The sequence below is a fragment of the Ruegeria sp. CH2 genome (assembly GCF_056537065.1).
In genome coordinates this window covers 103,731-126,467 of the sequence record NZ_JBQFQV010000008.1, presented here as the reverse complement: position 1 = coordinate 126,467, position 22,737 = coordinate 103,731, and the positions used below count along the sequence as shown (strand labels likewise).

The window sequence follows — 22,737 nt, the reverse complement described above, 5'->3', positions numbered from 1 at the left end:
ACCGGAGGCCGCTGTGTTTCATTCATCTGGTTCAGCCTGCTGCGATCAGGCCCATGCTTTCCAGCTTCAGCAGCACCTGATGAGCGCAGTTGTCGACCTCGACATTTTCGGTCTCGACACGCAATTCAGGGTTCTGAGGCACGTCATACGGGTCCGAGATACCGGTGAATTCCTTGATCTTGCCTTCGCGCGCCAGCTTGTACAGACCCTTGCGGTCGCGCCGCTCACACTCTTCGATGGTGGTCGCAACATGCACTTCGCAGAAGGCACCGAACTGCTCGATCTCTTCGCGCACCGCGCGGCGCGTGGTGGCATAAGGTGCGATCGGGGCGCAGATGGCGATGCCACCGTTTTTGGTGATCTCGGATGCCACATAGCCGATCCGGCGGATGTTCAGGTCGCGATGCTCCTTCGAGAAACCCAGTTCGGATGACAGGTTCTTCCGCACGATATCGCCATCCAGCAACGTGACCGGACGGCCCCCCATCTCCATCAGCTTGACCATAAGCGCGTTGGCGATGGTGGACTTGCCCGAGCCCGAGAAGCCGGTGAAGAACACGGTAAAGCCCTGCTGGCTGCGTGGCGGCTTGGTCTTGCGCAGCTCTGCCACCACTTCGGGAAAACTGAACCATTCGGGGATTTCCAGACCCTCGGCCAGACGGCGGCGCAGCTCGGTGCCCGAGATGTTCAGGATCGTGACATTGTCCTTGTCCAGAATCTCGTCATTCGGCTCGTATTGCGCGCGCTCCTGCACATAGACCATGTGCTTGAAATCGACCATCTCGACGCCGATCTCGTCCTGGAACTGGCGGAACAGATCCTGCGCGTCATAGGGGCCATAGAAATCTTCCCCGGCCGAGTTCTTGCCCGGACCCGCGTGATCGCGACCCACGATGAAATGGGTGCAGCCATGGTTGGCGCGGATTAGCCCGTGCCAGACCGCCTCGCGCGGGCCAGCCATGCGCATCGCCAGATTCAGCAGGCTCATCGAGGTGGTGGACGCGGGATACTTGTCCAGCACCGCCTCATAGCAGCGCACGCGGGTAAAGTGGTCTACGTCGCCCGGCTTGGTCATGCCCACGACCGGGTGGATCAGCAGGTTGGCCTGCGCTTCCTTGGCGGCGCGGAAAGTCAGTTCCTGATGCGCACGGTGCAGCGGGTTGCGGGTCTGGAAGGCCACGATCCGGCGCCAGCCCAGCTTGCGGAAATAGGCGCGCAGCTCGTTCGGCGTGTCGCGGCGACCGCGGAAGTCATAGTGAACAGGCTGCTGGATGCCCACGACGGGGCCACCCAGATAGACCTTGCCCGCCACATTGTGCAGATAGTTCACAGCCGGGTGGGCATCGTCATCGGCACCAAAAACCTTCTCGGCCTCGCGGGCTTTGTTCGGTGTCCAGCGGTCAGTGACCGTCATGGTGCCCAGAATCACGCCTTCCTGATCGCGCAGCGCGATATCCTGACCCAGTTCGATCTTGTCCGCAAAGTCTTCGCTGACGTCCAGCGTTATGGGCATCGGCCATAGCGTGCCATCAGCCAGACGCATGTTTTCGACGACATTGTCGTAATCGGCCTCGCTCAGGAAACCTTTGAGCGGGTTGAAACCGCCGTTCATCAGCAGCTCCAGATCGCAGATCTGGCGCGGGCTCAGATCCCAACTGGTCAGGTCGGCGGCTTCGACCTTCAGTTTCTGGGCCGAGTCGTACGACACATAAAGTTCGGGAATGGGGGCCAGATTGCTTAACATCGTCATCTGAATACTCTTATCGCAGTGTTGTGTTGCCAATGATTCAAGGGCGTTTTCGGGGCATTTGCACCGACTGTCGTGCGAAGTCCACTGGCGTCAATGAAACAAAGGACGATATGCGCTGATTTCTCGCGGATTGGAAGGAATTTCCAACTCTGAAATCAAAATGATGATCTGGTTCTTTGGTGAGCAGATAATCCGATCATGCAAAGTATGACTGTTCCTGTTTTTGCGTGTGCGGCGCAAGCCCGGATGCGCGGGTGACTGGCAGGGCGGGAATCGGATCGGCAACGCCGCGTAGCTGGAACATCCGGATACCCTCCGGCGGCAGGTCCATACCCGCAGCCTTCAACACCTCTTGCGAGACCAGCAACTCGACCCCCAAGGCCTTGGTTTCGCTTTCCAGTCGGCTGGCCACATTGACGGCGTCGCCGATGATCGTTCTCGCGGCATGTCCCTGCGCGCCAATCTCACCCAACACCAGATCACCAAGGTGCAGGCCCATTCCGATGCGAATGCCGGGGCTGCCTTCGGCCTCAAGCTGCTCGTTGAACCGGTCGAGGGCATGGCTGATATCTATCGCAGCCTTCAACCCCGCGCTGGCGGATGCGGCTGCATCGGGTTTTTCGAAAACCGCCAGCAACCCGTCTCCCATATACTTGTCCACGACACCGCCGTCCTTGGTGATGGCAGGCACGACGGCGTCGAAGAACCGGTTCAGCAGGAACACGATATCATAGGGCAGCTGCCCCGTCGTGCGGGCGGTAAATCCGCGCATGTCCAGAAACAGCACGGCCAGTTTCCGTTCCTGCCCCTGACTGGCATGCCCGCGAACGCGCCCGCCATCCGGTTGAAAAACGCGGAAAACGGTGGTCGGTTCCGTCGGGCGGATCTGGCAGGCCAGCCGTGTCTGCGGTGAGGCGCCGACAGCGGCCAGGCTGCGGGCCTCGACATCGCCGGGCGGGGGCAGGGCGTTAGCGCCTTCCTCGATGATGACGCGGCATGTGGTGCAGCGTCCCTTCCCGCCGCACAAGGCCGTATGGGGCACACTATGTGCCTGCGAAATCTCAAGCAGTGTCATGCCCTTTTCGGCATCCACCTCGGGCCCGTTGCTGTAACTTACCCGCACCGAATGCCTGCGCCGCCACAGCTTGCGCCCGATATACACAAGACCCGTGGCCGCCAAGGCGAGCCAGAACGCCAAAAGGGCATTATCCTTGACGGTGAACATGGTCTGGAACGCCTCGGGCGAGGGCCAGTTGTAATGCTCGATATATTGTTCCCGCAGAAACTCATCCGCGAATTCCAACCAAATGCGGCGGCCCTCGGTCAGCAGACCGGCCAAGGCGAACATGGGGATGAAGACGGCAACACCGATCAGATAGGGTACGGCGCTGGACCACCATTTCGTCAGCCGTAACCACATATGCAGCCCGATACAGCCATGCACCCAGACGATCAGCAACAACGCGCTTTGCATCCAAATTACGATGTTAGGCCACATCAGGATGATGATGTACCCCATCTCGTCGTTGACGTCGTAAATCTCGTGCGCGACCCGCGTCTGGATGACATGCGAGATCAGCTGCAAAGGTATCAGCAGACCCAGAACAATCTGCAACGCCGTGCTGAACGGCATGCGCAGGGTCCGGCGTTGTGCGATCGAAGCTAGCGCCAGACCGGCATGTGTGAACAACGCCGCATAAAGCAGCAGGCTCATAAAACTGTGCCGCGTCACCGCTGTTCGACCGTCCTGCATCCCGTGCAGATAATCGGTGTGAAACAGGCCCAGTCCGATGTTGATGAAATGGAAGAAAGCGAAAGCAAACAGAACCAACCCGCTGCCGATCCGAAGCCGGGCTGCCCAACCGCCACGCCACAAAGCGCTCTTCAAGAATACCACCTGTATCGCTGTTCGCCTTGGTTGGACTTTGCGAGGACGTTTGCGGTCAGGTCAAGGCTTCGGGTGCAAATCTAGGCCCGCCAGTGGGTCGCGGGGTGTTGGGATTGAATTGATATCTTGTCCGCACAAAACAGCACCAGATGGCTGAGGTCGGGGCGCGAGCGCGAGCTGTAGATCAAGCCGTCCGCCCCTATTGCCCGCGCTTTATCCGAAAAAGACCATGTCGGCGAAGGGATCCCCGTCGCGCGAATATCCTGCCAGATCACCGACGCTGCCGTCTGCCCGCGGTAATCCACCAACTGCGCGTTTTCCACCAGAAACCTTTGTATCACGCGGTCGGGATCATCACCCGAGACGTAGCGCCGGATGGCGACCGAAGCGCCTTCGGCGCTGAGCGAGGCATAAAGCGCGAACTGTCCGGAATGATGAAAGCGCCCCTCAGGCGCGCGGGCAGGCAGCAATGGGGTCGCTGCCTGCGACGCAAACAGAATTCTCCAGACAGGGCCAGAGAATTCAAGCATGCATCAGTCCTGTTCGGCCAGGAACCGTTCGGCATCCAGTGCCGCCATACAGCCCATCCCGGCGCTTGTTACCGCCTGACGATAGACATGGTCGGTCAGATCGCCTGCCGCGAACACGCCGGGGATCGAGGTTTCGGTGCTGCCCGGTTTGGTGACGACATAACCACCCATATGGGTTTCCAGCGTGTCCTTGACCAACTCGTTCGCAGGGGCGTGGCCGATGGCGACAAAGACACCTTTGCACGGGATCTCGGTGATCTCGCCGGTTTTGACATGTTTGACCCGAACACCTTCGACGCCCAAAGGCGCATCGGTGCCGATCACTTCTTCCAGCTGGTGGAACCACAGCGGTTCGATCTTTTCATTCTTCAACAGGCGATCCTGAAGGATCTTTTCCGCCCGCAACTCATCACGGCGGTGGATCAGGGTCACCTTGCTGGCGAAATTGGTCAGGAACAGGGCTTCTTCCACGGCTGTGTTACCGCCACCGATCACCACGATTTCCTGCCCGCGATAGAAGAACCCGTCACAGGTGGCGCAGGCCGAGACGCCAAAGCCCTTGAACTTCTCTTCCGACGGCAGACCCAGCCATTTTGCACGCGCGCCTGTGGCCAGAATGACCGCATCAGCGGTATAGGTGGTGCCGCTGTCGCCCTTGGCGGTGAAGGGGCGCTTGCTGAGGTCCAGATCGCTAATGATATCGCCAATCACCTCACATCCCATGGCCTTCGCATGGTCCTGCATCCGCACCATCAGGTCCGGGCCCTGCACCTCGGTGTCGCCGGGCCAGTTTTCGACCTCGGTCGTCGTTGTCAGCTGACCACCGGGTTCGATGCCCTGTACCAGAATGGGTTCCAGCATGGCGCGGCTTGCATATACGCCTGCGGTGTATCCTGCGGGCCCCGACCCGATGATCAGAACCTTGGTGTGTCTTGTGTCGGCCATGGTGCCCCCGCTCGAATTGCCTGAATTGGGCCCGCGGCCCGTCGCCCCGATATAGCGACCGACCGGCCCGGCTTAAAGCCCCTTACTGTTCAGGTCCCCTCGGGACGGGGCGCCCTGGGTTTTAGGGGAGAAGGCGAAAAGGAAACAAAGAAAATTGCGCATCTGCGAAACATTATTGCGCGCGTGTGGGGTGCTGATATAAGAACCGAAAAAATCAGGAGCATTTGATGGTCACGACTCGGCTGGATGATATTGATCGCAAGATTCTGGCGGAACTGCAGGCGGACGGTCGTATGACCAATGTCGAGCTGGCAAAACGGGTCGGAATCTCGGCCCCGCCCTGTCTGCGCCGGGTGCGCACACTCGAAGAATCCGGCTTCATCACCGGTTATCACGCCGAGGTCAACTCACGCGAGTTGGGGTTCGAGGTTCAGGTATTTGCCATGGTCGGTCTGGACAGCCAGGCCGAAGTCGAACTGCGCGCGTTCGAAGGTCGCTGCCGCGAATGGCCATTGGTCCGCGAATGCCACATGCTGAACGGAGAAGTGGACTTCATCCTGAAATGCGTCGCACCTGACCTGAGCAGCTTTCAGCAGTTTCTGACGGGCGAGTTGCTGACCACGCCAAACGTGGCCAGCGTCAAGACATCGCTCGTTATTCGCGGCGCAAAAGACGAGCCAGGCGTACCGTTCGACGTTCTGGAAGAACGTATGAACCGGATGGCGTGACCCCAACACGTTTTGGTTGCGCGGTGATTGGTGGCAACAGTGCTGCCACCGCAAGGGATAGAACCCAACTTATTACCAGCTGCATGATGCCCCCCATAATGCAGTAATCACAATCATGCTCAGGCCGTCATCGCGTCGATCTCACCATCTCCGGCGCGCGGCATCAGCAGCGGGCCAAAATCGTTCAGCGACTCGATATGCGCGAACAGGTTCAGATAGATCGACCGAAGCGAGTGGCTGATCATGCGAACCGCATTCACACCTGGATGATATGTTTCGAACTGTAATCCATCTACGCGAATAACGGAATGGCGTTTTAAACAAATGTGAAACAGTTCAACGGGGGTGGGCGGCATTGTTTCAATGACACCCATCCCGTCCTGAAATTCGGACACGGGTGTAAGAATCGGCTGCCCCCCATGCAGGTGCCGCAAATGCGCAGGTGTTCCCACGATTCGCGCCGCCGGGCCAGCAATGACACCCGACATTGGCTTTTGCATCCCGAACGTATCCGCCATGATCCGCGTCAGCGGTCGCGTCCGGCCACGTGAATCCGCGCGTCCGGGGATCAACGTGACAGATCCCTTCCACAACACGGTTTCCGATGCGCCATCCTGCGTCAGGACCGTATCCCCCGGCATCAGATCCTCGATTGCCATCGGTCCATGTTCCGTTTCTACCAAAGATCCACGTGTGAAGGCGCAAAACGCGTCTTCAAACATCGGCAGGGCAGGTGCGATGTGGCGGGTCTGAACCACATCTCCGTTCTTCAACAGGCTGCTGACCTCATAGCGGCGCAGCTGGGCTTTTGGCTTGGAAACCGGCCGCGGCGCGTCCCGCAGCATAACAGACGTTTCGATAGCATTTCTGGCCGCGCGGGCCAGTGAATTAGGAATAGTCATTAATATTCCGTCCCCTCAAAATGTTCGGTCAGGCGCGGCGTACCCCCGTACAGACGCGCCCGGCGAACTGGTTCTTTGCCTTGAAACAAATGGGTGACCCTCGGGCGGCAACCGGTACGGTCCCGCGACGCGACTAAATCTCGCTTTCCAATGGTCAACACATTGACCCCCCAGACAAACTCGTACTTCACGGGCGAAATTGCCCGCACACACACAACTCCTAAAAAGTCACGAACCCCTCGCTCGTGACGCGCGATTCATCAGGCCGGAGCGAACCTGATACGCGTTGACCCAAATAAGACCGGCAGCTTGGTCTCTGGGTTTTCTGTCTCAGCGTCGTGCCGCGATGCGACTGGCGACCCTGACAGAATTGCTTGTTACCCGCTTCCACGGCATTTCCAGGTTCTGGTCCCGAGTGGCCTCGACCATGGCTTTCAGAAAGCGTGATTTGGTCTTCATTTTTTGGTCCTGCTCTGAACGGGGTGTATTTCCCCACATCCTCTGTGAACCTTTTGTGACGCGGGTTTGCGGCAGGGATAAGGCTTATCCGGGATGATTTGCGGACAGAAAAATGAAGTCAGACGGACCTCCCACTCAACACGCCAGCGCCCGATTTTCGAACGTCAGATACCGATCTGATTACTGGCAAAAACTCGTTACGATTCTGATGCCCAATCAACACAACAAATGTGGCGGAAAAGTGGCAGGGCACCTAAATCTGGACGAAGATCACAATCTTATGACGGAAATCAACCGCCCGTAATCGACCTCGTTCGCGTGCGTTGATCGGCGATAGGAATAGAACCTGTCAGGGTCGGAATATGTGCAGTGCCGGGTCCACTCGGCCTGTCCGATTCCCGCCTGCCGCAGCCGGTGCAGCCCGAAGGCGGGCAGATCAAATTGCAGGCGGTCACTTTCACCATTGGCAAAAAAGCGGCTGTTGTCCGGCGAATCCGCCAGGAACGCGTCCAGAAACTCTGGCCCCACCTCGTAAGCGCGCTGGGAAATACTGGGTCCGATCACGGCGCAGATATTGCTGCGGTCGGCTCCCAGCGCCTCCATCGCGTCCAGCGTCGCTTCCAGAACACCGTCCAGCGCGCCGCGCCACCCGGCATGGGCCGCACCGATCACATGCGCGTCGGGATCGGCGAACAGAACCGGCTGGCAATCGGCCGTCAGGATCGTCAGGGCCAGACCGGGTGTTGCTGTGACAATGGCGTCCGCTTTGGGTTTTTCACCGTCAACCGGGGCTTGGACTGTCAAAACCGTCGGGGAATGAACCTGATGCACCGCGACCATTGCCTCGGGGTCCACCTCCATCGCGTCGGCCACCCGCCGCCGGTTCAGCGCGACAATCTCGGTTTGATCCGAGGACCCCTGACCGCAGTTCAACCCGCTGAAAATTCCTGAAGACGCGCCGCCGCGACGGGTAAAGAACCCATGGCGAAATGGCGACAGCAGATCCGAGGTCAGAATTTCCAGCGTCATGGTTCCAATCCTGGTGGTGGGGCTGCATAGGCCGGGAAAAGGCCCATCACCTTGAACAGATTTCCCATTTCATCAGGATGCGTCAACCGCCGATGCGCGGCAATCAGCGCATCCAGCTCGGAACCGCTCAGTGCCTTGGACAGGGCTTGCGCGCGGGCGGTGATCCCCAGCCGTTCAAGGAAGACGCCCTGCGGTGTCAAGCGCGTATGCCTGCACCCACAGGCGCGGGTCGCAACGGCCAAAGGCTCAAAATCCACATGCGCGGTCAAATCGGCCTGACCGGGCGATGCCAGAGGATCGGAATGTTCGTGGTTTTGCAGAGCCTGCAAGGTATCGCCCAGCGAATGCCAGTCGCCATAATCCACAATCAATGCCGCGCCGCCATGGCTGGCGACCCGCCCCGCGATTACGGTCAGAATGGGAATTGCAGCAGCACACAGTTCGACCAGATCACCGTCCTTGGTGTCCGACAGCCTATCATTCAACGCCACCTGCGGCCCGATCGCGCCCAGTCCGAACGTCAACCCACCGTCGCGCTCGCCCACCAGACGCTCGCGCCAGCCCGTACCGTCACGCTGAAACTGGCGGATGGGCAGGGCATCAAAGAATTCGTTGGCCACCAGCAACAGCGGCTGGTCGGGCAGGTCGGCGATCGTTGCAATCCAGACCGCGTCGTAATCCTTCAGCGTTGCCGCCTGCACCTGTTTCAATACAGGCGATGCTTCAACCAGTACAACCTGCGCTGCCTCGTGAAATCCGGGTACTGACCGTGTGGCGCGCAGAATATCGGCCATCAGGGTACCACGCCCCGGCCCCAGCTCGCATAGGGTAAACGGTGCGGGCCGACCCTGATCCATCCAGCTCTGCGCAAGGCATAGCCCGACCAGCTCCCCGAACATCTGACTGATTTCCGGCGCTGTGGTGAAATCCCCCGCAGCCCCCAGCGGATCACGGGTCGTGTAATAGCCCAGCGTCGGATGCAGCAGGCATTCACCCATGAAATCTGCCACGCTCATCGGTCCATCCTGCCGGATGCGGGCGACCAGATGATCGGTCAGGCTCATGCCGCCCGCCGCCGCGCACGCAGGGCAAACCACAATCCAAGCGCGATCATCGGCAGCGACAGGAACTGCCCCATGGTCAGCCCGTACCCGCCCACATGCCAGGCCAGCCCCAGCGGATTGCCGGGCGATACGAATTGTGCGTCCGGCTGGCGAAAGAACTCGACGATAAAGCGCGACGCGCCGTAGCCCGCAAGGAACGTCCCCATGACAAGGCCCGGTGTGCGAAAACCGCCGCGCCGATAGACCAGCCACAGCAATACCGCCCCCAGCAACACCCCCTCCAGCGCGGCCTCATACAGCTGCGACGGGTGCCGGGCGCACATGCCTGCGACCACGCCGGGGCAATCCTGCGCAGCATATCCAGGAAAGATGACCGCCCAGGGCAGCTCACTCGGGCGGCCCCACAGCTCGGCATTGACGAAATTGGCCAGCCGCCCCAGCAGCAATCCGGGCGGAACGGTGTAGGCAACCAGATCCCCCAGCGACAGGGCGGGGATACGGTGCTGTCGTGCAAACAGGTACGACGCAAGGATCACGCCCAGCAATCCGCCATGAAAGGCCATGCCGCCTTGCCAGACCTTCACGATCTCCAGCGGGTGGGACAGGTAATAAGCCGGTTGATAGAACAGCACAAAGCCCAGCCGCCCGCCCAGAATCACACCCAGAATGATCCAGGTAACCAGATCCTCCAGCTGTTCGGGCTTCATCGGCGGGCCATCCGCAGGCCAGAGTGCCGGGCGGCGCAACGCCACAACAGCCAGCCGCCACGCGATCAGGATGCCCGCGATATAGGCCAGCGCATACCACCTTAACGCGAACTCCATCCCGAACAGCGGGATCGAGAACAGTTCGGGCGACAGATCGGGGAAATTCAGAACAGCCTGCATGTGCGTCTCATTGCCCGGGGTTTGCAGGTCAAGTCAACCTTGAGCCCGCGCCATTCTTTGCCCATATACAGGTAAACCGCGAGATCGGAGAACAGATATGCAGACCCGCAACAAAATCCTGGATGACGTGTCCCAGCTGATGACCAACGCCATGGGCGTGGCGCAGGGCGCGCGGGAAGAGGCTGAAAACGCGATGAAGTCGATGATCGACCGCTGGCTGGCCGACCGCGATTTCGTCACCCGTGAAGAATTTGACGCCGTGCGCGCCATGGCTCAGAAGGCGCGCGAAGAAAACGTGGCACTCGAAGCCCGCATCGCCGCGCTCGAGGCGAAACTGGACAAATAACGCCCCGGCGTTCCCTGTTTCCACAATTTTCGGACAAAGCATTCCGCCGCGCAATCCAGCCCGGATTGTGCGGTGCTGTGTATTCTGACGTGTCGCAGAATTTATTCAAGACAAAGCTGACTCTGGCGCCAATATTTTGATCGCCGTTGCCTTCTGTCCACAACTTATTGCTGTTATCCCCAATAATTAGGGTTGCCAGAACTTACGCCACATCGCACCATATTTAGTACAGGCCTATGGGGGAAGCCCGGTTTGTAGAGCAGGCAACTAGCGCTGGGGCGCTGCCAGCCCCGAAATGCTAGAGATTAGTGAGGTGGCATTATGGCCCTTTCCGAGCAGTATCTCGAAGAAGACATTCATCCGATCGACATTGTTGAGCATCTGGCCGAACATCACGACTGGGATTTTGATCGCATTGGGGACGATCAGATTGCCATGGCCGTTGAAGGGCAGTGGCGCACCTACTCGATCACGCTGGCCTGGTCCAACTATGACGAAACGCTGCGCATGGTGTGCAGCTTCGAAATGGAACCACCGGCCGAGCGTGAAATGCAGCTCTATGAGCTGCTCAACAAGATGAACGACCAGTGCTGGGCAGGCGCGTTTACCTATTGGGCAAACCAGAAGCTGATGGTCTATCGCTATGGTCTGGTCCTTGCAGGCGGGCAAACGGCCAGCGCTGACCAGATCGACACGATGATCAATGCCGCCGTCATGAGCGCCGAGCGGTACTACCCCGCGATCCAATTGGTGACCTGGGGCAACAGAGGGCCAGAAGAAGCCATGCAAGTGGCCATTGCAGAGGCCTACGGCCGCGCGTAAACCTTTGCCCCGAACCGATATGTAAAGCGGGAGGGGCAAATGGACATGACGCGAGTGGCTGAACAGGGGCTTGTGCTTCTGGGGTGCGGAAAGATGGGGTCCGCAATGCTGGCGGGATGGCTGGAACACGGCCTTCCGCCAGCTTCCGTTTGGGTCATCGATCCCTGCCCGTCAGATTGGCTGAAGGCGCAGGGCGTCAATATCAACGCACCGTTGCCCGAATCCCCCGCCGTGGTGCTGGTTGCGGTCAAACCGCAGATGATGGGCGAAGCCCTGCCTGCCATTCAGGCGCTGGGCGGTGGGTCCAGCCTGTTCATTTCCGTTGCGGCTGGCACCTCGATTGCCACCTTCGAATCCGTTCTGGGCCAAGACACCCCGATCATTCGCGCCATGCCCAACACACCCGCTGCTATCCGTCAGGGCGTCACGGCACTGATCAGCAACGCACACGCCTCCGAAACCGATATGGAACAGGCCGAAAACCTGCTGGCGGCAGTGGGCCAGACCGTTCGCCTAGAGGATGAGGCACAGATGGACGCCGTCACCGGGCTCAGCGGGTCCGGCCCGGCCTATGTGTTCCATCTGATCGAAACCCTGGCCGCAGCGGGCGAGGCGCATGGCCTGCCTGCCGAGCTTGCGATGAAACTGGCCAAGTCCACAGTGGCCGGTGCTGGGGCACTGGCCATGGCGTCCGACGAAGACCCCGCGCAGCTGCGCATCAACGTGACCTCTCCGAACGGTACCACACAAGCCGCGCTTGAGGTGCTGATGCATCAGGAAACCGGCTTTCCCGACCTGCTGCACCGTGCCGTCAAGGCCGCAACCAACCGATCCAAGGAGCTCTCGCGTGAGTGAAATTTCGTTCGACGACTTTCTCAAGGTCGATATTCGCGTGGGCGAGGTGATCCGCGCCGAACCCTATCCCGAGGCCCGCAAACCCGCGATCAAGATGTGGATCGACTTTGGGGACGAGATTGGCGAGCGCAAGACCTCGGCCCAGATCACCGCGCATTACGATCCGGCCACTCTGGTCGGCAAACAGGTCATGGCTGTCGTCAACTTCCCTCCGCGCCAGATCGGCAAGTTCATGTCCGAGGTTCTGGTGCTGGGTCTGCCCGATGACAACGGCGAGATCGTTTTGATCGGCCCCGACGGCAAGGTACCAACCGGCGGGCGGATGCACTGATGAAACTGCTTATCACGCGTCCGATGACACCGGCAGTCGAATCGCGCGCCCGCGCCGATTTCGATGTAACCATCCGGGAAAACACCCTGCCCATGGCGCGGCAGGAGATGCTGGCCGCTCTGGCCGGATACGACGTTGTTGTGCCGACATTGGGCGATCAGTTCTCGGCTCGGATCTTTGCCGAGGTCGGTCAGCCGCGCTGCAAGCTGCTGGCCAATTTCGGTGTTGGCTTCAACCATATCGACGTGGATGCCGCACGCGCGGCCGGGATTGACGTAACCAACACGCCCGGCGCGGTCACCGATGCCACAGCCGATATCGCCATGACCCTGCTGCTGACCACAGCCCGGCGGGCCGGTGAGGGGGAGCGGCTGGTGCGATCGGGTCAGTGGCAGGGCTGGCACCCGACGCAGATGCTGGGCCATCATGTGACCGGCAAGCGCGTGGGCATTGTCGGCATGGGCCGCATCGGACAGGCCATCGCGCGCCGCTGTCATTTCGGGTTTGCCATGCAGGTGGCCTATCAGTCCCGCAGCGCCAAGCAACTGGATTTCCCGGCGGAATTCACACCTGACCTTGAAACACTCGCCGCTTCGGTCGATTTCCTTGTGCTTGCGGTTCCCGGCGGTGCGGAAACCCGCCACCTGATCAATGCGCAGATTCTTGAGGCGATGAACCCCTCGGCTATTCTGGTCAACATCGCCCGTGGCGAGGTGGTGGACGAGGTCGCGCTGATCACGGCGCTGCAAACCGGTCAGATCGCGGGGGCGGGGCTTGACGTCTACGAATTCGAACCCAAAGTGCCGCAATCCCTGTGCGAAATGGAAAACGTCACCCTGCTGCCCCACTTGGGCACCGCCACCGAAGAGGTGCGCAGCAGCATGGGGCACATGGCGCTGGATAACGTGGCGGCCTTTGTCGCGGGCAGGGCGCTGCCCAACCCGGTCTAGTCGCCCACCGCCTCGCGCCAGTGTTTGCGGCAGAGCGAGACATACGTCTCGTTCCCGCCGATCTGTACCTGCGCCCCTTCAGTGATGGCCTTGCCGGTCTCGTCGCGACGAATCACCATCGTGGCCTTGCGGCCGCATTCACAGATCGTGCGCACCTCGCGCATTTCGTCGGCAAGGGCCAGCAGGGCGGCAGAACCGGGGAACAGCTTGCCCTGAAAATCCACGCGCAGCCCATAGGCCAGCACCGGCACATCCAGATCGTCCACCGCACGGGCCAGTTGCCAGACCTGCGCCTCGGACAGGAACTGCGCCTCATCAATGAAAACGCAGGCCACGGAACCTTTGTCCAGCCGGGACCGGATCATGGCGAAGACATCATCTTCGGGTGTGAAAGTGTCAGCCTGCTCCGATATGCCGATGCGCGATGCAATCCGCCCCGCACCCGCCCGCCCGTCAATGGCGGCGGTCATCAGATAGGTCTGCATTCCGCGCTCGCGATAGTTGTGCGAGGCCTGTAGCAACACGGTCGACTTGCCCGCGTTCATGGTGGAATAGTTGAAATACAGCTTTGCCATGGCGTGGGTCTAAAACGCCCGGCCAAAAGGAACAAGAGAGCAAAGGGATGTAAGAAGCGACGTCGCCATTGCGTGTGCAGAGGCCGAGCTGGGCTCGTAGGGGATGGAACCCCCGCGTCTGCAACAGCGACGCCGTCGGCCAACATGTGGCCAAAACAAAGCAAGGCCCAACAATACCGCCCCGCAATCACTCTTTACCGGCTTGAACTGCCGCCACTCACTCACAAAATCCCCCGCTTATCTGAGGGATAGTCAATGTATGACATTTCAATTATGACTCAGGTATGGGAAATTTCCCGACGCTTTCCCCGGTTTGGACACCGGGCGGGCGTTTGCAGGTAATAAAGGTAAATCAATGGCAGATATCGGGGCCTATCTGAAGAAACACACAGAAGCGCTGGTCAAAGATGTCGGAATAGAAGCTGCTTGTGAAATCACCGGAAAATCCAAGGCGACCCTGGGCCGGTATTATTCGGACAATGCCGAACACGCGGACAGGTTCATGCCCGTGGATGCGGTGGCTCGGCTTGAAAACGCAGCAACTTATCCGCATGTGACATCCGCGCTGGCGGATCTGAAAAACATCACCTTGTCCTACAGCGAACGCAACACCGAGGATCCTCGCACAGGCGGGGTGAATTCGGATGTCATCGCGCTCAGCCAGCGGTTTGCAATGTTGATGACTGAATATCAGTCCGCTATCGAAGATGGCATCATCACGGTGAACGAAGCCAAAAGGCTGCTGAAAGAAACCAGTTTGCTTCAGCAGGTCCTGATAGAAATGAAACTGCACCTGGAAGAAGAAAGCGTCAGCTAGGCTTGGTGGCGGCCAGCTATCGGCCAAAAACCGCCTGCCCGGATCGCCGCAGATGTCGTGCGCTTTGTGGCATGATCATCAACCGGACTCTGCGCCTCAATTCAGTCACGTCTTTCAGATAAGCTGTGGCGCAGGCAAGATCGTCAAGGGCAGTAAACCATGCAGAAAATGCAGGGAAATTACAGCATTCTCGCAGACCGTATGGTTTGGCGGTCGTTCCTGTTTGTCTATGCGCTCTTTCTGGCCACGGTGCTGTTTGGCGCTTATCAGGAAGGCCCTGATGACGCGATGCGCTGGGTCATGGTACAGGACCTGCTGGCGGGACAGGGCTGGTTTGACGCCTATCAGCATCGGCTGGGCCCCGGTGACGGCACGCTGATGCACTGGTCCCGGCTTGTCGATGCACCGATTGCCGGGATCTACGCGCTGTCCGCGATGGTCGTGCCGCCCGACACCGCCTTGCAAGTGACCGCGTTTGTGTGGCCGGTGCTTCTGGCGGGGCTGACCCTGTGGGCCTTTGCTGTCACCGGCGCAGCGTTGGGCGGGCGAAATGGCGCGATTTCGGCACTGGTGGTCGGTGCGCTGACGCTCGAACATTATCGGAAGTTCGACTATTTCTCGTTTGACCACCACAATGTTCAGATTCTGCTGTTTGCAGCGGCCCTCATGTTCTTTGTCCTGCGCAAGGCCAAACCCTCTGCTGCGGGATGGCTGGGTGTCTGTCTGGCCCTTTCGGTGTCAATCGGAACCGAATCGATCGTGCAGGTCGCGATTATCGCGGTGTTCTTCACGATTGACTGGATCGTGACCGGCACAGCCGCCCGCCGCCGCACCATGGTGTTTGGAACCGGGCTGGCGCTGACCCTGTTGTTGGCCAGCATTGCAACAACGGGGCGTCAGGGTTTTCTGTTCCCAAGCTGCGATGCCCTGACGATCAGTGTGGCCCTGCCGGCCGGGATCGCGGCCCTGTGCCTGTGTGCAGCAGCCTGGGTCGGGTCGGGCTGGTCCTATTGGGGGCGCATCGGCGCGTGTCTTGCGACAGGCGCTGTAACACTTGGCTGCGCTTACGCATTTGCACCGCATTGCCTTGAAAACCCGATTGCGGACCTGCCTCAGGACATGCGCGACTTCTGGCTCAGCCAGGTTGCCGAAGCACAGAATATAACCGTCGTGCTGGAACGACATCGGGGCGAGGCTGCGGCCCTGATCGCCATGTCCGTCATCACGGCGGTTGCAGCCTTGTTCTTTGCCCGCCAGTCGCAAGACAAACTGGATTACCTTCTGTTTCTGGCGCTGATTGTGACCGGGTTTTCCATGTTTCTGTACCAGTCCCGGATGATGACGTTTCTGGGCGTGTCTCTTGTGGCTGTTCAGGCTCAGGTGCTGCGGACCCTTTACGTCAGTTACAGAACCCATGGCCGCACGCTCTCCGGCTTGGCTATGATAGGCTTTATCGTCTGCGTCTCGCCAAAGATTGGTAGCAGCGTGGAAAAACAGTTGGAACGGTTTGCGCGCCCCTCCCTTGCGGCACCCGTCGCCGAGGTTGTGCAGGATTCGCAAAACATCGGCGCCCCCTGCAAAGCGCCCGAGGCCTACGCGGCCCTGAAAAACCTGCCAGCCGGAATGGTTCTGGTCGATTTCGATTATGCGGCAGAGGTGCTGCGCTATACCGATCATTCGGTTCTGGCGGGGAATTATCACCGCAACCGGGCCGGAATTCAGGCGCAGATCGCGGTTTTGCGTATGGACGCGCCTCAGGCCGGTCCGCGTCTTGCTGCGCTGGGTGTAAGCTATGTGCTGCTCTGCACCGCTGCGCCCCGTGCCGAATTCTGGGATTGGGCATCTCAGGGGCGCGGGCTGCAATCCCAGTTGGCAAAGGGTGAAACCCCCGCCTATCTCAGCCGGATTGATGGTGGGGAAGGGGCAGCGTTTCAGGTTTTTCAGTTGGCGGCCGATCTCTAGGCCGTAAGCGCTTTGCGGAATGTCGATCAGGCGTGACGCTTCACGATCACCGATCCAACCGAATACCCGGCCCCAAAAGAACAGATCAGGCCCAGATCGCCCTCTTGCAGATCGTCAGAGTATTTCGAAAACGCAATGATCGACCCTGCGGATGAGGTGTTCGCATAATCCTGAAGGATATTGGGTTGCTCGCCCGCCTCGGGTTCGCGGCCCAGAACCTTCTTGCCGATGAAGTCGTTCATCGTCTTGTTGGCCTGATGCAGCCACAGGCGTTTGAGGTCGGTATTGCTGACCCCTTCGGCCTCCATATGGTCGCTGATATGCTTGCTGACCATCGGCAACACTTCCTTGAACACCTTCCGGCCATTCTGCATGAACTGCATGTCGCGGCGGTCAATCACGCCATCGGGGCGCGACCGGCGCAGGAACCCGTTGTTATTGCGGATATTGTTGGAAAAGGCGGTGGCACAACGTGTCGACAGGATTTCGAAATGCGGGCCTTTTGCGTCTTCGATCCGCTCGATCAGCGTTGCCGTTGCCACATCGCCAAAGATAAAGTGACAATCCCGGTCGCGCCATTCCAGATGGCCCGAGCAGATTTCAGGGTTCACCACCAACGCCGCGCGCACCGACCCGGACCGCACCATATCCGCCGCCGCCTGAATGCCGAACGTGGCCGAAGAACAGGCGACATTCATGTCAAAGCCAAACCCGTCGATGCCCAGTTCCTGCTGAATCTCGATTGCAATCGCCGGATAGGCGCGTTCATGGTTCGAGGCCGCGCAGATCACCAGATCGACATCCGCCGCCGTACGCCCCGCCTGCGCCAGCGCCTTCCTGCAGGCATCCACTGCCATCTCGGTCATGATCCCGGGCTCGTCATCGCTGCGCTGGCGCAGCGTCGGGTGCATCACGTCCGGGTTCAGCACCCCGGCCTTGTCCATCACATAGCGGTTCTGAATGCCCGAAGCCTTGACGATGAACTCTTCCGAGGAATGCTGCATCGCCTCCATCTGCCCGGCTGCGATGGCCTCGGCATTCTTCGCGTTCTGCTTGTCGGCATAGGCGTTGAACGCTTCAACAAGCTCGGCGTTGGTGATGACGTTTTCCGGGGTGAAGACACCGGTACCGGTGATGGCGGGGGTATACATGGCGGGTCCTGAATGTTTCGGATTCGCCCAAAATGCAGTCATGGCGTGATTTGATCAAGATATGTTGACCTAAGGGAATTCTTTTCGGGGCACAGTTTCATATCTTGAATAGTTCAGAAATTGAAGTATATCGCTCCGTAACCCGCGCGGAGACCCCCCAATGCCCGACGATATCAGCGCCAGACTGGGCCGCCTCAGCCCCGAGATTCAGGCGATCATGGGCGTCTATGCCCTGTACTGGAAACTGGAAGAGACCTTCGACTGTATCGAAACAGACCTGAGCCACCCGGAATGCCACATGCTGATCAAACTGGATCAGCCCAAGCGCATGGGCGTTCTGGCCGCTGATATGTTAAGCGTCCCGTCAACGATCACCGCCACAGCCGATGCCCTTGAAAAAGCGGGCTACCTGACGCGGCGGCGTGACCCCGAAGACCGCCGCGCCTGGTTGCTGGTGCTGACAGAGCAGGGCGAAGAGGCCCGCAACATGCTGGTCGCCGCCGCCGGGGACCTGTTTCACAGGGCCTCGGGCCTAAACGAACAAGAAACTGCCGAATTCGCGCGACTGGCGCGCAAAATCCGCGACAACGTATTGAAAACGGGAATTCCCGAGGGATTGAAGAAATGAAACTCCTGACCTCTCTGGGCCTTGCACTGGCCATTCTGGCAACCCCGATTGCCGCTCAAGAGACCCCGAAACCGGTGAAACTCATGCAGGTGCGCGAAACCGCGCCGGGTTTCACGCGGCAGTTCTTTGGCCGCGTCGCCGCGCGCCAGACCGTTGATCTGGCCTTTCAGGTTGCGGGCCAGATTGTCGAGATGCCCATCAACGAAGGCTTCGTGATTCCCAAGGACGGCCTGATTGCCCGTCTGGATCAGGAACCGTTCGAGCTGCGCCTTGATCGGGCACGGCTGCAAAAGGAACAGGCCGACCGCACTGTCGCACGCCTGTCGCGCCTGCGCGGTACAACCGCCAGCCAGGTGGCCGTGGATGACGCCGAGACCGAGGCGCAACTGGCCGCGATCGCACTGCGCGACGCGGAATATGAACTGGAACACGCCACGCTGACCGCGCCGTTTGACGCGCTGGTCTCCAGCCGCTCGGTCGAGGCGTTTACGACCGTCTCGGCGGGCACCCCCATCGTCCGCATTCACGACATGTCGGAACTTCGCATCGTGGTCGATGTGCCCGAGATCCTGTTTCAACGCTCTGGCCAGAATGACGACTTCTTCATCACCGCGAAATTCCCGGTCAGTGACGAAGTCTTCCCGCTGGAAATCCGTGAATTCGACGCGGAAACCTCCAGCGTCGGTCAAACTTTCCGCATCCAGTTTGGCCTGACCCCGCCAAAGGGGCTGCAAATCTTTCCCGGTTCTTCCGTTACCGTCAACGTTCAGGTGCAGGACAACCGCACAGGCATCGTCGTCCCGGCGACCGCCGTAGTCGCTGACGCAAACGGCGCGCTGAACGTCATGGTGTTTTCCCCGGTCGGGGCGGATGAGGGCACCGTGCGCCGCGTCCCGGTGACCATCGAGCCCACGCAAACCGGCGAAGTCCGGGTGCTGACGGGCCTGTCTGACGGGGATGAGGTCGTCGTGGCCGGGGGCGCTGTGCTGACGGATGGTCAGACGGTGCGCCGGTTCGCCGGTTTCGCGAACTGAGGGGCTGACAGATGAACATCGCCCGCGCCTCAATCGACCGGCCGCTTTACACATGGCTGGTCATTCTCATTGCCCTCATTGGGGGCATCTGGGGGTTCACATCGCTTGGCCGTCTGGAAGACCCGGCCTTTACAATCAAGAACGCGGTTATCATCACGCAATACCCGGGCGCCACCGCCGAGCAGGTGGCGCTGGAAGTATCGGAACCGCTGGAATCCGCCATACAACAGATGGGCGAGGTGGACGTCATCACCTCGGTCAATCAACCCGGACGGTCCCTGATCGAGGTCGAGATCAAGTCGACATACGACGGCACCGAACTGCCTGCCATCTGGACCCGCCTCAGGGCCAAGGTGCGCGACGCCGCGCGCGGCCTGCCATCGGGCGTCGGCCAACCGTTTGTGAATGACGGGTTCGGCGACGTGTTCGGCCTGTTCTATGCGGTGACCGCCCAAGGGTTCTCGGACGCTGAAAAACACGAACTGGCAACCTTCCTGCGGCGGGAACTGCTGACCGTTGACGGCGTTGCGGATGTCGAGGTTCAGGGCCTGCCGGACGAGGCGATCTTTGTCGAACCCGATCTGGCGATTTCTGTGAACCAGAATGTCCCGCTGCAAGCAATCAACCAGGCCATCGCCAACGCGGATTCGGTCAATTCCTCAGGGTCCTTGCGCTCTGATAATGACCGGACCACCATCCTGACGGCCGAAGGGTCAGACAGTGTGTCGGCCATTGCGGGCCTGTCTGTCGGTTCGCAAGGGCAGGTGATCAACCTCTTTGACATGTCCGATGTCTATCGCGCCCGTCAGAACGACCCCGACATCATTATCCGCTACAACGGGACCGAGGCCTTCACCTTGGGTATCGCGGGTCTGGCCACGGAAAACATTGTCGAGGTTGGTAAACGTGCTGATGCAAAGTTCGCGGAATTGAACACAAGCATTCCCTTCGGTGTCGAAATCCTGCCGATCTATCAACAACATGTGGTGGTCGAACAGGCCTCGAACGACTTTCTCGTGAACCTTGCCATGTCGGTGGCCATCGTGGTCGCCGTGCTGGGCATCTTCATGGGCTGGCGCGCGGCCATTGTCGTTGGCTCGACCCTGCTGCTGACCGTGGTCGGCACGCTTCTGTTCATGTCGCTCTTCTCAATCGAGATGGAGCGAATCTCATTGGGTGCCCTGATCATCGCCATGGGGATGCTGGTGGACAACGCCATCGTCGTGGCCGAAGGGATGCAGATTTCCATGCTGCGCGGCCAGTCCTCGCGCGATGCGGCCGAGGATGTGGCGTCAAAAACCCAGATCCCGCTGCTGGGTGCGACCGTGATTGGCATCATGGCCTTTGCGGGCATTGGCCTCAGCCCTGACGCAACCGGAGAATTCCTGTTCTCTCTGTTCGCCGTGATCGGCATTTCACTGTTGCTCAGCTGGGTATTGGCGATCACCGTCACGCCGCTTTTGGGGCATTACTTCTTCAAACAGGGCAAAGCAGGCGAGATCGACGCATACGGCGGCCTCCTGTTCCGCACCTATGGTGCGATCCTGCGCTTTGCGCTGCGCTTCCGCTGGCTGGTTGTTGCTGGTCTCGTCGGTGTAACCGTGGTGTGTTATGCCGGGTTTGGGCTGATGAAACAGCAGTTCTTCCCCAACTCCAACACGCCTTTGTTCTTTGTGCACTACAAACTGCCGCAGGGCACACCGATTGCACGAACCGCCGAAGACATGGCGGTGTTCGAAGAGTGGTTGGCAGCACGCGACGACGTCGTCTCGGTCACGACCTTTGTCGGCCAGGGAGCTACTCGTTTCATGCTGACTTATTCAGCCGAAAAGCCGAACCCCAGCTATGGGCATATGGTCATCCGCACAGCAAGCCTGGACGACATCCCGGCGCTGCAAGCGGACCTTGAGGCGTTTGGGTCCGTCCAATTCCCCGAAGGTGAGTTCGGCACTAAGCGCCTGGTCTTTGGCCCCGGTGGCGGCGATCCGATTCAGGCCCGGTTCTCGGGCAGCGATCCGGTCGTGCTGCGCCAGCTTGCTGATGAGGCAGTGCAGCGCATGGCAGCCGCATCCCCGAACGCGCTGTTGGTTCATCACGATTGGCGCGAACAGGAACTGGCGCTGCAACCGATCTATGCCACCGAACGGGCGCAGACAGCCGGTGTCACACGCGAAGACATCGCCGCCACCCTGCAATTCTCGACCGACGGCATTACGGGTGGTGTGTTCCGCGAGCGCGACCGCCTGATCCCGATCATCCTGCGCCGACCCGCGGACGGAGATTACTCGATCGTCGATCAGGTCGTGTACTCGGACCAGTCGGAAAAGTTTGTACCAATTGAACAAATGGTGGATGGATTCGAGTACAAAACGCTCAATACGCTGGTTCACCGTCGTGATCGGGTTCTGACCATCACCGTCGGCGCCGACATCCCGCCCGACCTGACAGCGGCACAGGTCCACGCCGAAGTGCGCGACGCCATCGAGGCCATCGACCTGCCACCCGGCTACAAGATGGAATGGGGTGGAGAGTTCGAAAACTCGCGCAAAGCGCAGGCAAGCCTGGGCAGACAATTGCCGCTGAGCCTGCTGATCATGGTGTTGATCTCGGTCCTATTGTTCAACGCGATCCGCCAGCCGATCATCATCTGGCTGCTGGTGCCGATGTCCGTGAACGGCGTGGTGATCGGCCTGTTGGGAACAGGGTTGCCCTTCACCTTTACGGCACTTCTGGGCCTGCTCAGCCTGTCGGGTATGCTGATCAAGAACGGCATTGTTCTGGTTGAGGAAATCGATCTGGTCCGCGCCACAGGAAAGCCCCTGCGCGAGTCAATCATCGAAGCATCCGTGTCGCGTTTGCGGCCCGTCATGCTGGCGGCTGTCACGACCATTCTGGGCATGGCGCCGCTGCTGACGGATGCGTTCTTCGTCTCGATGGCAGTGACGATCATGGGCGGTCTGGCATTTGCCACCGTGCTGACAATGGTCGCGGCACCGGTGTTTTACCTGCTGTTCTTCGCCCGTGACGAACGAAAGAAAACGATGGAAACGCCTGCGTAAGGCATTGGAAATAAAGAAAAGCCCC

General features: G+C 59.8%; 22 protein-coding genes. 11 read left to right on the top strand and 11 right to left on the bottom strand.

Annotated elements, in window-relative coordinates:
- Positions 1 to 31: 31 nt before the first annotated feature.
- The 4 genes from ACR0M9_RS12700 to trxB form a co-directional block, all read right to left on the bottom strand.
- The gene (locus ACR0M9_RS12700) at positions 32 to 1,750 is read right to left on the bottom strand and encodes a bifunctional sulfate adenylyltransferase/adenylylsulfate kinase (RefSeq protein WP_267362968.1); all 1,719 of its coding nucleotides are present in this window, start codon (positions 1,748 to 1,750) and stop codon (positions 32 to 34) included.
- A gap of 196 nt (positions 1,751 to 1,946) precedes the next feature.
- Positions 1,947 to 3,638 (bottom strand): adenylate/guanylate cyclase domain-containing protein, encoded by a 1,692-nt coding sequence (locus tag ACR0M9_RS12695; RefSeq protein WP_480773792.1) that lies wholly within the window; start codon positions 3,636 to 3,638, stop codon positions 1,947 to 1,949.
- Positions 3,639 to 3,718: 80 nt separating this feature from the next.
- Positions 3,719 to 4,168 (bottom strand): RES family NAD+ phosphorylase, encoded by a 450-nt coding sequence (locus ACR0M9_RS12690; RefSeq protein ID WP_480773764.1) that lies wholly within the window; start codon positions 4,166 to 4,168, stop codon positions 3,719 to 3,721.
- Positions 4,169 to 4,171: 3 nt separating this feature from the next.
- A complete protein-coding gene (gene trxB / locus ACR0M9_RS12685; protein WP_267362965.1) occupies positions 4,172 to 5,113 on the bottom strand; it encodes a thioredoxin-disulfide reductase in 942 nt (313 codons plus the stop codon).
- A 227-nt stretch (positions 5,114 to 5,340) separates the two neighbouring features.
- Here trxB and ACR0M9_RS12680 point away from each other — a divergent pair, with 227 nt between their 5' ends.
- Positions 5,341 to 5,841 (top strand): Lrp/AsnC family transcriptional regulator, encoded by a 501-nt coding sequence (locus tag ACR0M9_RS12680; RefSeq protein WP_480493624.1) that lies wholly within the window; start codon positions 5,341 to 5,343, stop codon positions 5,839 to 5,841.
- A gap of 119 nt (positions 5,842 to 5,960) precedes the next feature.
- On the opposite strand, the gene ACR0M9_RS12675 is transcribed toward ACR0M9_RS12680, so the two are convergent.
- From ACR0M9_RS12675 to lgt, 5 genes are all read right to left on the bottom strand, one after another.
- A complete protein-coding gene (locus ACR0M9_RS12675; protein ID WP_267362963.1) occupies positions 5,961 to 6,743 on the bottom strand; it encodes a Hint domain-containing protein in 783 nt (260 codons plus the stop codon).
- A 330-nt stretch (positions 6,744 to 7,073) separates the two neighbouring features.
- Positions 7,074 to 7,202, bottom strand: coding sequence for a hypothetical protein (locus tag ACR0M9_RS12670; RefSeq protein ID WP_267362961.1), 129 nt, complete (start codon positions 7,200 to 7,202; stop codon positions 7,074 to 7,076).
- A 270-nt stretch (positions 7,203 to 7,472) separates the two neighbouring features.
- On the bottom strand, positions 7,473 to 8,231 hold the full coding sequence (gene pgeF, locus ACR0M9_RS12665; RefSeq protein ID WP_267362960.1) for a peptidoglycan editing factor PgeF: 759 nt from the start codon (positions 8,229 to 8,231) through the stop codon (positions 7,473 to 7,475).
- Entirely contained in the window at positions 8,228 to 9,295 is a 1,068-nt protein-coding gene (locus ACR0M9_RS12660; protein ID WP_480773763.1) for a class I SAM-dependent methyltransferase, read from the bottom strand. Before ACR0M9_RS12660 ends, pgeF begins: the two co-directional genes overlap by 4 nt.
- Positions 9,292 to 10,182, bottom strand: a complete 891-nt coding sequence (gene lgt / locus ACR0M9_RS12655; RefSeq protein ID WP_480493629.1) for a prolipoprotein diacylglyceryl transferase — start codon at positions 10,180 to 10,182, stop codon at positions 9,292 to 9,294. Before lgt ends, ACR0M9_RS12660 begins: the two co-directional genes overlap by 4 nt.
- 97 nt (positions 10,183 to 10,279) lie before the next feature.
- Between lgt and ACR0M9_RS12650 the strand changes: the two genes are divergently transcribed.
- The 5 genes from ACR0M9_RS12650 (at position 10,280) to ACR0M9_RS12630 (ending at position 13,486) form a co-directional block, all read left to right on the top strand.
- Positions 10,280 to 10,528, top strand: a complete 249-nt coding sequence (locus tag ACR0M9_RS12650; RefSeq protein WP_480487580.1) for an accessory factor UbiK family protein — start codon at positions 10,280 to 10,282, stop codon at positions 10,526 to 10,528.
- Between the two features lie 321 nt (positions 10,529 to 10,849).
- Positions 10,850 to 11,350 (top strand): type III secretion system chaperone family protein, encoded by a 501-nt coding sequence (locus ACR0M9_RS12645; protein ID WP_209598027.1) that lies wholly within the window; start codon positions 10,850 to 10,852, stop codon positions 11,348 to 11,350.
- A gap of 39 nt (positions 11,351 to 11,389) precedes the next feature.
- Positions 11,390 to 12,205: a pyrroline-5-carboxylate reductase gene (gene proC, locus ACR0M9_RS12640; RefSeq protein WP_480773762.1), complete on the top strand. Its 816-nt coding sequence runs from the start codon at positions 11,390 to 11,392 to the stop codon at positions 12,203 to 12,205.
- A complete protein-coding gene (locus ACR0M9_RS12635) occupies positions 12,198 to 12,536 on the top strand; it encodes a tRNA-binding protein (RefSeq protein WP_209504763.1) in 339 nt (112 codons plus the stop codon). The genes proC and ACR0M9_RS12635 overlap by 8 nt, the downstream gene beginning before the upstream one ends.
- Positions 12,536 to 13,486 carry a 2-hydroxyacid dehydrogenase gene (locus ACR0M9_RS12630; RefSeq protein ID WP_480773761.1) on the top strand — a complete coding sequence of 317 codons (951 nt, stop codon included), beginning with the start codon at positions 12,536 to 12,538 and terminating at the stop codon, positions 13,484 to 13,486. The genes ACR0M9_RS12635 and ACR0M9_RS12630 overlap by 1 nt, the downstream gene beginning before the upstream one ends.
- Here ACR0M9_RS12630 and ACR0M9_RS12625 read toward each other — a convergent pair.
- Entirely contained in the window at positions 13,483 to 14,061 is a 579-nt protein-coding gene (locus tag ACR0M9_RS12625) for a thymidine kinase (protein WP_480587907.1), read from the bottom strand. The two genes, ACR0M9_RS12630 and ACR0M9_RS12625, sit on opposite strands and share 4 nt — an antisense overlap.
- Before the next feature lie 355 nt (positions 14,062 to 14,416).
- On the opposite strand from ACR0M9_RS12625, the gene ACR0M9_RS12620 reads away from it, so the two are divergent.
- Entirely contained in the window at positions 14,417 to 14,878 is a 462-nt protein-coding gene (locus ACR0M9_RS12620; protein WP_480475505.1) for a hypothetical protein, read from the top strand.
- Between the two features lie 159 nt (positions 14,879 to 15,037).
- The gene (locus ACR0M9_RS12615; protein ID WP_480773760.1) at positions 15,038 to 16,840 is read left to right on the top strand and encodes a hypothetical protein; all 1,803 of its coding nucleotides are present in this window, start codon (positions 15,038 to 15,040) and stop codon (positions 16,838 to 16,840) included.
- A gap of 26 nt (positions 16,841 to 16,866) precedes the next feature.
- Here ACR0M9_RS12615 and ACR0M9_RS12610 read toward each other — a convergent pair whose 3' ends face one another.
- Positions 16,867 to 17,991, bottom strand: coding sequence for a beta-ketoacyl-ACP synthase III (locus ACR0M9_RS12610; protein WP_480557788.1), 1,125 nt, complete (start codon positions 17,989 to 17,991; stop codon positions 16,867 to 16,869).
- A 160-nt stretch (positions 17,992 to 18,151) separates the two neighbouring features.
- Between ACR0M9_RS12610 and ACR0M9_RS12605 the strand changes: the two genes are divergently transcribed.
- From ACR0M9_RS12605 to ACR0M9_RS12595, 3 genes are read left to right on the top strand one after another with little or no spacing between them, the layout of a single operon-like run.
- On the top strand, positions 18,152 to 18,619 hold the full coding sequence (locus ACR0M9_RS12605; protein ID WP_480487592.1) for a MarR family winged helix-turn-helix transcriptional regulator: 468 nt from the start codon (positions 18,152 to 18,154) through the stop codon (positions 18,617 to 18,619).
- Positions 18,616 to 19,653, top strand: coding sequence for an efflux RND transporter periplasmic adaptor subunit (locus ACR0M9_RS12600; protein ID WP_480539308.1), 1,038 nt, complete (start codon positions 18,616 to 18,618; stop codon positions 19,651 to 19,653). Before ACR0M9_RS12605 ends, ACR0M9_RS12600 begins: the two co-directional genes overlap by 4 nt.
- An 11-nt stretch (positions 19,654 to 19,664) precedes the next feature.
- A complete protein-coding gene (locus ACR0M9_RS12595; protein ID WP_480773759.1) occupies positions 19,665 to 22,712 on the top strand; it encodes an efflux RND transporter permease subunit in 3,048 nt (1,015 codons plus the stop codon).
- Positions 22,713 to 22,737: the final 25 nt, after the last annotated feature.